Source organism: Microbacterium sp. NPDC089190 (assembly GCF_040701795.1).
Taxonomy (GTDB): Bacteria; Actinomycetota; Actinomycetes; order Actinomycetales; family Microbacteriaceae; genus Microbacterium; species Microbacterium galbum.
In genome coordinates this window covers 262,207-271,896 of sequence record NZ_JBFBHF010000002.1, presented here as the reverse complement: position 1 = coordinate 271,896, position 9,690 = coordinate 262,207, and the positions used below count along the sequence as shown (strand labels likewise).

Genomic DNA, 9,690 nt, shown 5'->3' with positions numbered 1-9,690 from the left:
CCCGGAAGGTTTCATGTCCCACGACCAGTCCCCGAACGTTCCCGCCGAACGCGACCGTCGCGAGGCGGTGCGTGAGAAGGCGCAGCAGGTCAAGGCGAAGCAGACGCGCTGGCGGATCGCGCGTCGATCGCTGCTGGGCGTCGGGGCCGTCGCGGTCATCGCCGTGGGTGCGGTCGGGGTCTCCGCCGCGCTGAACTCGCGCGAGGCGCGCTCGCAGGCCCTGCCCGACACGGCGACCGACGACGGTTTCGTGGTGACCTCCGCGACGGGCGTCGCCGACCCCCTCGCCGATCAGACCGTCGACGGCAGCGCCGCGACGATGTCGACGGATGCCGCCCCCTCGCCCGCCGCGACTCCGGAACCGACCGGAACGGCCGCTCCGGTCGACATCCGCGTGTACGTCGACTACATGTCGACCGAGGCGCACGAGTTCCAGGCGGCCAATGCGACCCAGCTGTCGAAGTGGGTCGACGACGGCGCGGCGACCCTCACCTACTACCCGGTCGCCATGCTGACCTCGAAATCCAACGGCACGAAGTACAGCCTGCGGGCCGCGGGTGCGGCGGCGTGCGTCGCGACCCACGCCTCGGACCGTTTCTTCGCCTACAACCACGAGCTGTTGACCAACCAGCCCGCGGTGGACTCCGACGGCTACAGCGACCAGCAGCTCGCCGACATGGCCCAGGGCGCCGGCGTCAGCGACGTGGCGACCGTGCGCGACTGCATCGAGGACGAGACGTACACCTCGTGGGCGAAGGCGGCGACCGACCGCGCCATCAAGGGCCTGCCGGGTACCGACGGTCACGCGCTCACCGCGACTCCGACGGTGCTCGTGAACGGCACGGAGTATGTCGGGAACATGGATGACGCGAAGGAGTTCGCGCAGTTCGTGCTCACCGTCGACAGCAACGCGTACTACTCCACGGCCACTCCGACGCCCACCCCCTCGGCGACTCCCGCGGGTTGATCGGCCGCTCGACGCAGCACGTGCGACATACCCGACGTATGAGATTCTGGTGACATGGACGACGAGATCGAGGACTCCCCGCCGCGGCGGTCCCGTGGTCAGTTGACGGTGTGGGTCGAAGAGTTCCTCACTCAGGGTCACGCCGTGGCCGGCACCATCAAGGTCGTCGACCAGGAAGATGCCGACGGTCAGGACACCGGGCTGGTGGTCATGAACCTCCGCAACACCAAGGCGTCGATCTACATGCAGCCGCGCGGCTACGACGACCCCCTGTGGGAGGCGACGCTCACCGCGCGCCCCGATGACCTCACGCTCAGCCCCCACGACATGGCGAGCCTCGCCGCCGAATTGGTCATCGCCGGCAATCTCTGCTCCTTCCTGCAGTTCAAATCGCTGGAGTGGGATCGCCAGAGCGGGCGGCACGACTGAGGTCGTCGCGCGTCGTAGACTCGATCGCCGAGGCGCTGAGCGCCTCACGCCGGCTTGGCGCAATTGGTAGCGCACCGTACTTGTAAAACCCCCGCTCGGCATTCGTGATCATTCGATTCGATGCTTTTCGCTTCATGATCGGCGGAAAGGTGAACGTACAGAGTTCCCGCAAATTGATTTGGATTCGTTCGAATGTGCGGGGTAAGTGCGGGGTCGCTCTCATCCGAGCGCGCACCCGCGCGCCGCGGCAATCTGAACAAGCCTCTCAATTGACGGACCGCCGGGTCGCCACGCACGTTCCGCAGCCTGCTGCGCCGTGAGACCGTCAAGGATGACTCCCTGCTGACGCACGATCTGCGCAACATCGTGAAGCGCCCGCTGTTTGTGATCCATGCCCCCAAGTGTGGGGGAGATACGTTGGCACCGCGACGTAGTCTGTTGCCTGGCCGGGGAAGGGACCGGTCTATGGGTTCGACGAAGGTCAGCGACGAGATGCTCTCGCGCACGCTGGCGTCCGTACATCCGATGACGCTCCCGCTGCAGGCGTACGGGCCGCGGCCGGTCGAATGGTTCGACCCCAAGCGGCCGGTGTGGGCGTGGGTGCAGTGGCCCAACCGAGCCGCCGAACGCGTCGAAGCGTGGGCGATGGGGGCGAACGACCGGGTCGTCGTGCTCGAGGTGCCCTGCGACGGCGGGCACTGGCAGCCTGTCGTCTGGCGCAACGCCGTCACCGTGCGACGAATGTGAACTCGCCCCGCGGTCAGGGCGAGTCGGATGGAACCTGGACTACCTCCGAGTACACCTCGGGCAGGGGGTGGCTGACTCCGTTCCGCCACTGATGCTGCCACGCGAGCTGGTGCATACGCTGCTCCCACGTGTCTCCACCGCGCGACGTGGCACCGCACTCGCAGCGCCAGTAGTAGAACGTGCGAGGCTTCGTCGCTTCCTTCTTGCGCCACGAGAACAATCCCACAGCGCGAGCATAGGCTGACGTGGTGCTTATCGGGACCATCCGCCCCGTCGAAACCCGCACCATCGAGGTCGAGGCGCACTCCCTCGCCGAAGCAACACCCCCGTCACGATGGGCAAAGGCACCACGCTCCTCACCGCGGTGGGGACGTTCGTCCGTCACGACGGTTCGCGCGATATTGAAGCCGCCGACCGGGCCGCGCTCGACGCGCAGGTGCCCGACGGGTGGGCACTCGTTACCGTGCGTCGTGCGGGGTGACCGACTCGCCTAGGCTCTCGCTCATGTTCATGGCGCGACGAAGTGACAGAAGGCAGCAAGCGAAGCGCGATCGTGCCGCTCTATCCGCAACGCCGGAGCCAACACTTTACGAGCACCCGCTCGATGCCGAGGAGGAGCGCTATCCGGTCGCGCTCATGTGCAAGTGCCGCATCTCCCAACGTCTGCTCACTGTTGACCACGCGCTCGTGTACTTTGCCATCGTCTGGAGCAGGAGAAACTCCTTCGGGACCTGGACCGAGCGCTACTCCGTCGACACCGGGCATGGGTACTTCCACGAGCACACCGCTGGCCACCAGAGGCCCAACGACCGCAGAGACATCAGGCCCTTGTACTCTCAGGTCGACGTGCAAGAATGCTTCGACAACGGTTACGACCGTGTGCAATCGCGCCACGACCACATGTGCGAAGGAGGATCGTGATGAGCGAACGCAGTATCGCGACGCGTCGGGTCATGAAGACCATCGCACGCCGATCCACCTATGAGACCTTGCCGGTGCGTGGCGCAGACGGCTCCCTGCCAATCGTGGTTGCCCTCCCGGACGACCGTCTAATCGACATCGCTCGTCACGTCCACGAGGAGTTCGATGGAGCGGCCAACATCTTCGTGGCCATGCCCGACCAGATCGCGTTGATCGGATTCTCGTTCGGCCCCGATCGCACGCATGACGCCGAGGTGCAGCGGGCGCACGACAACACCTCAATGGCCATGTATGTCGCCTACCTTCGGATGCACCCAGGCGCGGCGACTCTCAACATCAACATGGCGGATGCCAGCACCGAGCTACGCGACATGGCGTACGCCTTCTAGCTCTACCTTTGACCCCGCGATAAAGTGCCCCCATCATCACTTTTGCGTGAAGACGGGGGCGCTTTGTCGCGTCAGAACAGGTCGGGTGCCATCCGACGCAGCAGCACCTCCTGGCGCGCGTTGGCCTCGCGCATGTCCTTGATCGCTTGCCGAGTTTCTTCTCCATCGGCTAAGACGGGTACGCCGTCCAGAACTTCACCGGTGGACTGAGCATCGAGGCGTGCTTGCGCCGAAGTCATGAGCGCGATGATGGCGCCCATCTCGTCGAAGTTTTCACGATCTTGCGTCCAGACCCCGATACGATCGGACGCTTCGGACACCTCGTACCCATCGGGTAGTTCGTCAACGGCGTGGCCCCGAAGCGGTCCACCTATCAGCATGTAGCGGTTCATGCTCGGCATTGTCTCGCGCGAGCAAGAACACAGAGAAGCCCCCGGCGTCACCTCCGAAGAGGGACGCCGGGGGCGCTTCGTCTATTTGCCGTAGGTGTTGACGGTGAGTTCCGCGTGAAGGTCGATTGGATCGTTCCCGAGCTCGACGCGGAGTGCCGAGAGCGCCGGGGCAAATAAGCTCTGCCCAGTCTGAACACTGCGGACAAATATCTCGGCGGGTCCATCGCTCTCGAAGGGCCCGCCCACGGACGGGAATGCCTCAATGCCCGTGTCCATCCAACGAACGGCAGGCTCGGCCAGCGCAAGCGAAGCCTGTGATGCCCAGAGCGTGAGCGCGGTGTAGGCGGATTGCACCCGTTGCTGCCGGGATCGGAACTCCGCGCGTACCTCTTCGGTCACGTTCCCCTCCGTGGCGGCCTTGGGGACGTCGGAGGTGAGGAAGCTGAGCATCTCCATGAACGCCGTAACGAAGGACTCGATAGCTTGCCGCCGCTGCTCCCTTTGCCAGGAGCGATCCGCGTGTTGGCGCGTCGCCCTACCGAGGTGAAGAGACGCCCAGACTGACGCCCCCGACATCAACACTGCTACGCCTGCCGCAGCGAGAGTGAGCCAATCGACGACGGTGGGTTCAGTCACGACGAAAGAGTATCCCCGGGACCGACCTGACGCTGCGCGGCCACTGCGTTAGTCTCGGCGCTATGGCCTCCGCCTTGAAGCAATTGCTGCGCGCCGCCGTCAGCGGAGTACGACTGCGTGTCGAGCTGTATCGGCTGCGGTGCCGGCATTGCTCAGCCCTGATGCCGACAGCGGAACAGCGCTTCTGCAACCCCCGCTGCGCCGCCGAGTGGGAGCGCGAATGCGAGGCGGACTATTTCGCGATCCGTTGATCCCTGAACGCACGAAACGCCCCTGGCGTCGCCTCCGAAGAGGGACGCCAGGGGTGTTTGCGTCTGTGGGTCAACCGAGCGCGGGAAAGCGCGCGCGGAGGTTCGATTCGATGACGTCACGGTTCGCGGTGGTGACGGTTCCGCGGATCTCGTACAGCTCGGCGAGGATCATCCCGGCCGCCTGGTTGACGGCGGTGCCGTTCGACTGCCCGTTGACGTAGAACGTGTTCACGTTCATCGTCCCGCTGCGGGTGTAGGCCACGTCTGCGAGGAGCGTGCGGTTTACTCGCTTGCGGATGGTGGAGCCGTCGTCGATCACGGTAACTCCGACCGTCTGACCCGACGCCAGGGCGGGCGCCTCCGCTGTCGAGCCCGCCGCGGCGAGGGTGGCGTTCTCCGTGTTCTTCACGAACTGCGACAGGGTGCGCCCGGTGACGATGTGCGCGAGCGCGTAACGGGTGGTCGCGGAGAGAATGCCCTCGTGCCAGAGAGCGCGTCCCAGCGCCGTGCCCGACACGGTCTCGAGGACGGCGAACTGACCCGCTCCGCCGGCCGCGTACGCCCCCACCGATGCGCCCGAGAGGAAGTCGTCGGTCGAGTCGAACTGCACCGCGGGCTTCCCGTTCGTGGTGACGAGGACGCCGTTCGCGACGATCGCGGGCTGTGCGGCGAGCGTCGTCTGCTGGATGTGCCGGTTGTTTCCGGACTGGTCGTACCAGATGCTCACGTACCCCGACCCGGAGCCGACGAACGACGTCGCCTGGGCGACGCTGAAGCAGTCGAGCTCGGTGTTGTCGCTTGCGCGTCGCACGCGAACGAGCGCCCCCGTATACGTCTGTGACATGGGGCGCAGCGCGTACGCACGACTGAGCGGGACGGTGAGGCCCTGGAACCCGGGGATGGAGAGCTTCTCCATCTGGGCCAGGTCGGAGGGTGCGATCGACGCGGCCCCGGGCTCCGTGTACTGGATGCGGCTCATGTCCAACCTTTCGCGATCTTGAGCTGTGCACGCTTCTGCCCGATGGCGGTGTACGCCTCGGGGGTGAAATGCGTGGTGTCGATGTAGAACCGGGACGGGATCCGGTCGTCGGCGATGTCGGCCAGGTCAGTCGACGTGGGGGTGATGCCGAGGACGCCGAGGAGACTGTCACGCATCCACCCGTGCATGTCGAAGTAGTTGCCTCCGGCAGCCACCGACCCCCACTTGGCGAGGCTCGACGCGTTCCCCGCAACCCATCGCGCGCGGCTGATCGCTGCGGTCCCGGTGGCGGAGAGGCCTTCGTCTGTGCGGCCGGTGATGCCGTAGACGATGAACCGCTTCTCCGTCGACTCGATTCGGGCGATGATCGAGTCGATGTCGGCGTGCAGGTAGTCCATGTACCCGCGGGACGCGTTGTTGCGTCCGAGCCAGATGTCGTGCGTACGGCGCGTCATGACGTCCCGGTAGTCGGAGACGAACGCGACGCCCGCACGGACGGTCTTCGCCGCGGTGAGTGGCGGGTAGCGGAACTCGATCCCGGCGCCGTTCTGCTTGATCGCGAGCTGCCCGCGGACCACGGTGTGGTCGGCGGTGACGATGGTGCCGGGGAAGATCCAGTCGGCGCCCCCGCTGCTCGAGGACCAGTCCCGGTTCGTCGGCCCCATAAGGGTGACAGCAGCGGGCCCGTTTGCGGGGAGCTGGTTGCTGGCGAAGGTGAGCTGCGCGTCGAGGGTGCCGAGTAGCAGTGCCTGATGCTGCGATGACTGGCCGAACATCGCCAGGCGGGCGCCCGGCTGATTCGTCAGTCCCGGCTCGACGGTCTCCGGGAAGTTAGTCCCGTCGCTGTACGTGAGGCTGTCGCCGACCGCGACCGATCCGCGCTCCGCGGGGACGACGGCGCCCGACTGCGCGGTGGACCCGTCGAGGCCGAAGGCGTAGACGTGACCTGTGCGTCGAACGCCGAGGAAGACCGCCTGCGTCGCCGGGTCCGCGATCGCCCAGAGCCATTCGTCGTTTCGGACGACCCGCGCCATTCGATCGCCGATTGTTCCGTAGTCGGTGAGCGAGTCTTCTCGCAGCCACAGCTTCGTCTTGCCGCCCTCGTCGATGCCCTGCAGCACGGCGAGGGTGTCGGGGTCGACGATGCCGTGCACCCATCCCGCCGCGCGGAGGATCTGCGGGATGCGGCGGTCCGGCCCGGTGATGACGTCGGATTTGAAAAGCGCGTCAGCGACTGCCGTTGCCGCGGCGACCGCGCCCGCCTGCGTTACGTCGGGGTTGGCGGCGAGTGCGGGTGTGATGAGGTCGATGACCGCCTGCCGGCTCTGCGTGCCGATGGTTCGCAGGATGAAGTTGAGCGTATCGTCGCTGGCTGCTTCGAATTCTCCAACGAGCTCAAGCTCGGGCAGGGTGAGATCGTCGACCATTAGACGCGGGTTCCTTTCGGCGCGTAGAAGCGGAGCTTCGGTCCGGTGATGTCGACGTACTGCACGCCGCGGAGCGAGCTGGGGGGAGCGCCCAGACCGTAGAGGGTGGATCCGGGGCGCGGTTTGATGGAGAGCAGCTCGGCGAGGTCGCCGCCGGCGGCCGGGACACGCAGTTCACCCGGAAGCTCGGAACGGCCTTGGGTGACCCATTTCTCGTTGAGGCGGTCGCGCACGAACCACTCGAGCACGACGCGAAAGAACACGTCGTTCCGGGTGTTCGTGGTCTGCGCGAGGTTCACGCTGATGGACCCGTCGGGTGGGGGTTCGACGGCTTCTTCGCGCAGCGGGAGAACGGTTGTGCCGGCGGAGGTAGCGGCGGAGGGCACGAAACGCACGAGGAGGCGTTCGTTCGGGGGAAGTGGCTGTAGCTGCCAGGTGCGGACGCTACCGGTCACCAGGGGCATAACGGTTCCTTTCAGCCCTCACCCGATGGGGTGAAGGCGGCAGGGTGATGAGGGGGTGATAACCGGGTGATGAGGCGGCGGCCCGAACGCTCGAACCGCCGCCTCGGGTGTCATCCGGCGGATCGCTCGCCCTCGGTCGTGACGGGGAGGCCGGCGTCGGAGATCTCCGGTTCGTAGTCGGCGGGGATGCCGCGCGACAGGATCGAGAAGAACGATGCCGCGCCCGCGATGAGCGGCGACACGAGGACGACACCGACCGTGACGAGCAGCGGGACGGGCTGCACCTCGCCGGTGACGACGCCGAGGATGACGGTGGTGCTGATGCCGCCGGCGAGGGCGGTGCCGTACGCCTGCGAGGTGGTGCGCACGAAGCCGCGCTTGGCGGCGAGCTGCGCGTCGGCGGGGATGAGTGATGTCACGGTGGTGTCCTTTCTGGACTGTCGGTCTCCGGTCGGTCCGGGAGATCAGGTCTTGGTGTGCTCGGGTGGTCGTGAGGGGAAATCGGGAATGGGGAGACCGGCCTGAATGGCGATGACGCGCACTGCGTGCGCGTGCTCGGTGACGATGCGGGTCCACGTCTCGAGGTCGTGCATCTCGTCCTCGCGGCCGGCCTTCTCGCGCGCGATGCGGTCGACCTCGGCGCGTCGTCGCTTCATGGACCCGGTGATGCCGTCGCGAATCGACTTGAAGATCTCGGTGCCGAGGACGCCACCCAGAACGAGGAGCACCGCGCGGGTGAGCTCCTGAGCGGCGGGGTCCACGTTTACCTCCCGCGTGGTTCGAAGGTGTAGCCCCGGATCTCCCAGAGCCGGTTCGCGCTGACCAGCCACGCGAAGGCGAGAATGACGCCCGCCTGCGTGAGCCGTGACGAACCGGGCGACCCCTGGGCGTGCAGGGTCAGGACGACGGCGAAGTAGATCAGCGCGCCGGCGGCGATGGAGTAGATGCCGAGGCGTTCGAGCCACCACCAGCCGGGCAGCACGGCGACCGCTGCGGCGATCGCGCCCGTGAGGATGAGCGCCCCCCAGATGGTCGTCAGGGTCGGTCCGAGCGGCGTTTCGATCGAGGTCGGTGGACGCCAGAGGGTGACGGCGCCGATGCCGACCGTGAGCAGGTAGCCGATGAGGTGGAAGACCTTCGCGACACGCGGCTCGTGAATCCCGCCCCAGGCGCGCGCGACCGAGCGGGCGGCGACAAGCCACATCCACACGGCCGCGCGCGCGATGGAGGAAGGCACGCTCATGCGGGGTCGTCGACGAGGCCGACGGTCGGCTTGGTGCCGTCCAGCGCCAGGGTCTTGATCTTCAGCGGCGGTGCCGACTCCATGAGCTGCTTCACCTGCTCGAAGGTGACGCCCCCCTCGCCCTGGGCGACGCCATCGGTGAGGCAGACGTCGCGGAGGATGTCGTACGAGCGGTCGTTGATCGGGGTGAAGATGTGCAGACCGGCGAAGATCGTGAGGCCGCCGTTGCTCTTGAGCCAGTTGAAGTGGTCCCACTCCTCCTTCGTGAGCTTGTGCCAGTAGCCGAAGCCGGCCAGCACGATGCCGTTGCGGTCGGTCTCCGACGCGTACGACACGATGAAGTGCTCGTTCGTGCGGGTCTTGTAGATCTCCTCCGCCACGACTGCGCGGATGTCGTCCTTGGATGCCATTTCGTCCCACTCCTTCGGGATCGGTGCTGCGGTGTCCGACGCGGGCGCGCCGTCGTTGATGTGCTTGTCGAGGTGGGCGAAGTACTCGAAGTGCCAGCGCTCGACGAGGGTCCAGACGCCGTTGACCCACCGGTAGACGGTGCGGCGCCAGCCGTGCTCCTCCATGAGGGCGACGAACTGCTGCGCCTCGTTGGAGTCGACGGCCTTGCCCTTCTGGTGCTCGCTCGGGGTGTCCGGGTGAAGCGCGATGTTTCCGCCGTTGAGGAAGATCTGCCAGAACCGCATCTGCTGGTCCCACGTGCGGCCGGCTTCGCTGATCTGGCAGAGGTGGCCGATCGCGCGGTCGATGCGGAAGATGGATGCGGCGGCGGGGGCGTCGAGCCAGCCGCGGCCACCGCCGAGGTCGACGCGGGTGCCGGGGAAGTTGTAGCCCAT

Annotated in this window: 16 protein-coding genes; 7 read left to right on the top strand and 9 right to left on the bottom strand. The window is 66.6% G+C overall.

Annotation, left to right across the window (positions count from 1 at the left end; translation table 11 throughout):
* The first annotated feature begins 13 nt into the window (after nt 1–13).
* From AB0230_RS07190 to AB0230_RS07165, 6 genes are all read left to right on the top strand, one after another.
* Nucleotides 14–967, top strand: coding sequence for a thioredoxin domain-containing protein (locus tag AB0230_RS07190; RefSeq protein WP_315994786.1), 954 nt, complete (start codon nt 14–16; stop codon nt 965–967).
* A gap of 54 nt (nt 968–1,021) precedes the next feature.
* On the top strand, nt 1,022–1,396 hold the full coding sequence (locus AB0230_RS07185; protein ID WP_315994785.1) for a hypothetical protein: 375 nt from the start codon (nt 1,022–1,024) through the stop codon (nt 1,394–1,396).
* Nucleotides 1,397–1,861: 465 nt separating this feature from the next.
* Nucleotides 1,862–2,143 (top strand): hypothetical protein, encoded by a 282-nt coding sequence (locus AB0230_RS07180; protein ID WP_366374869.1) that lies wholly within the window; start codon nt 1,862–1,864, stop codon nt 2,141–2,143.
* Nucleotides 2,144–2,477: 334 nt separating this feature from the next.
* Nucleotides 2,478–2,624, top strand: a complete 147-nt coding sequence (locus tag AB0230_RS07175; RefSeq protein WP_366374867.1) for a hypothetical protein — start codon at nt 2,478–2,480, stop codon at nt 2,622–2,624.
* Complete coding sequence (locus AB0230_RS07170) at nt 2,621–3,064, top strand: hypothetical protein (protein ID WP_366374865.1); 444 nt, start codon at nt 2,621–2,623, stop codon at nt 3,062–3,064. Before AB0230_RS07175 ends, AB0230_RS07170 begins: the two co-directional genes overlap by 4 nt.
* A complete protein-coding gene (locus tag AB0230_RS07165; protein WP_366374863.1) occupies nt 3,064–3,453 on the top strand; it encodes a hypothetical protein in 390 nt (129 codons plus the stop codon). The genes AB0230_RS07170 and AB0230_RS07165 overlap by 1 nt, the downstream gene beginning before the upstream one ends.
* Nucleotides 3,454–3,524: 71 nt before the next feature.
* Here AB0230_RS07165 and AB0230_RS07160 read toward each other — a convergent pair whose 3' ends face one another.
* Together AB0230_RS07160 and AB0230_RS07155 are read right to left on the bottom strand one after the other, a co-directional pair.
* Nucleotides 3,525–3,845, bottom strand: coding sequence for a hypothetical protein (locus tag AB0230_RS07160; RefSeq protein ID WP_366374861.1), 321 nt, complete (start codon nt 3,843–3,845; stop codon nt 3,525–3,527).
* 81 nt (nt 3,846–3,926) lie between these two features.
* Nucleotides 3,927–4,481, bottom strand: a complete 555-nt coding sequence (locus AB0230_RS07155) for a hypothetical protein (protein WP_366374859.1) — start codon at nt 4,479–4,481, stop codon at nt 3,927–3,929.
* A gap of 62 nt (nt 4,482–4,543) precedes the next feature.
* Between AB0230_RS07155 and AB0230_RS07150 the strand changes: the two genes are divergently transcribed.
* A complete protein-coding gene (locus tag AB0230_RS07150) occupies nt 4,544–4,732 on the top strand; it encodes a hypothetical protein (protein WP_366374857.1) in 189 nt (62 codons plus the stop codon).
* Nucleotides 4,733–4,802: 70 nt separating this feature from the next.
* Here AB0230_RS07150 and AB0230_RS07145 read toward each other — a convergent pair whose 3' ends face one another.
* The 7 genes from AB0230_RS07145 to AB0230_RS07115 all read right to left on the bottom strand — a co-directional run bounded on the left by AB0230_RS07145 (nt 4,803) and on the right by AB0230_RS07115 (nt 9,690).
* Complete coding sequence (locus tag AB0230_RS07145) at nt 4,803–5,711, bottom strand: hypothetical protein (RefSeq protein WP_366374855.1); 909 nt, start codon at nt 5,709–5,711, stop codon at nt 4,803–4,805.
* Entirely contained in the window at nt 5,708–7,138 is a 1,431-nt protein-coding gene (locus AB0230_RS07140; RefSeq protein WP_366374853.1) for a hypothetical protein, read from the bottom strand. The genes AB0230_RS07145 and AB0230_RS07140 overlap by 4 nt, the downstream gene beginning before the upstream one ends.
* The gene (locus AB0230_RS07135) at nt 7,138–7,602 is read right to left on the bottom strand and encodes a hypothetical protein (RefSeq protein WP_366374851.1); all 465 of its coding nucleotides are present in this window, start codon (nt 7,600–7,602) and stop codon (nt 7,138–7,140) included. The genes AB0230_RS07140 and AB0230_RS07135 overlap by 1 nt, the downstream gene beginning before the upstream one ends.
* A 110-nt stretch (nt 7,603–7,712) precedes the next feature.
* Nucleotides 7,713–8,021, bottom strand: coding sequence for a hypothetical protein (locus tag AB0230_RS07130; RefSeq protein ID WP_366374849.1), 309 nt, complete (start codon nt 8,019–8,021; stop codon nt 7,713–7,715).
* Between the two features lie 45 nt (nt 8,022–8,066).
* Complete coding sequence (locus AB0230_RS07125) at nt 8,067–8,363, bottom strand: hypothetical protein (RefSeq protein ID WP_366374847.1); 297 nt, start codon at nt 8,361–8,363, stop codon at nt 8,067–8,069.
* A gap of 2 nt (nt 8,364–8,365) precedes the next feature.
* The gene (locus AB0230_RS07120) at nt 8,366–8,845 is read right to left on the bottom strand and encodes a hypothetical protein (protein ID WP_366374845.1); all 480 of its coding nucleotides are present in this window, start codon (nt 8,843–8,845) and stop codon (nt 8,366–8,368) included.
* Nucleotides 8,842–9,690 carry a hypothetical protein gene (locus AB0230_RS07115; protein WP_366374843.1) on the bottom strand — a complete coding sequence of 283 codons (849 nt, stop codon included), beginning with the start codon at nt 9,688–9,690 and terminating at the stop codon, nt 8,842–8,844. The genes AB0230_RS07120 and AB0230_RS07115 overlap by 4 nt, the downstream gene beginning before the upstream one ends.

Coding starts and splice junctions, on each gene's coding strand:
- AB0230_RS07190 (WP_315994786.1), top strand. CDS start 14: ATGTCCCACGACCAGTCCCCGAACGTTCCCGCCGAACGCGACCGTCGC.
- AB0230_RS07185 (WP_315994785.1), top strand. CDS start 1,022: ATGGACGACGAGATCGAGGACTCCCCGCCGCGGCGGTCCCGTGGTCAG.
- AB0230_RS07180 (WP_366374869.1), top strand. CDS start 1,862: ATGGGTTCGACGAAGGTCAGCGACGAGATGCTCTCGCGCACGCTGGCG.
- AB0230_RS07175 (WP_366374867.1), top strand. CDS start 2,478: ATGGGCAAAGGCACCACGCTCCTCACCGCGGTGGGGACGTTCGTCCGT.
- AB0230_RS07165 (WP_366374863.1), top strand. CDS start 3,064: ATGAGCGAACGCAGTATCGCGACGCGTCGGGTCATGAAGACCATCGCA.
- AB0230_RS07160 (WP_366374861.1), bottom strand. CDS start 3,845: ATGAACCGCTACATGCTGATAGGTGGACCGCTTCGGGGCCACGCCGTT.
- AB0230_RS07150 (WP_366374857.1), top strand. CDS start 4,544: ATGGCCTCCGCCTTGAAGCAATTGCTGCGCGCCGCCGTCAGCGGAGTA.
- AB0230_RS07145 (WP_366374855.1), bottom strand. CDS start 5,711: ATGAGCCGCATCCAGTACACGGAGCCCGGGGCCGCGTCGATCGCACCC.
- AB0230_RS07140 (WP_366374853.1), bottom strand. CDS start 7,138: ATGGTCGACGATCTCACCCTGCCCGAGCTTGAGCTCGTTGGAGAATTC.
- AB0230_RS07135 (WP_366374851.1), bottom strand. CDS start 7,602: ATGCCCCTGGTGACCGGTAGCGTCCGCACCTGGCAGCTACAGCCACTT.
- AB0230_RS07120 (WP_366374845.1), bottom strand. CDS start 8,845: ATGAGCGTGCCTTCCTCCATCGCGCGCGCGGCCGTGTGGATGTGGCTT.
- AB0230_RS07115 (WP_366374843.1), bottom strand. CDS start 9,690: ATGGGCTACAACTTCCCCGGCACCCGCGTCGACCTCGGCGGTGGCCGC.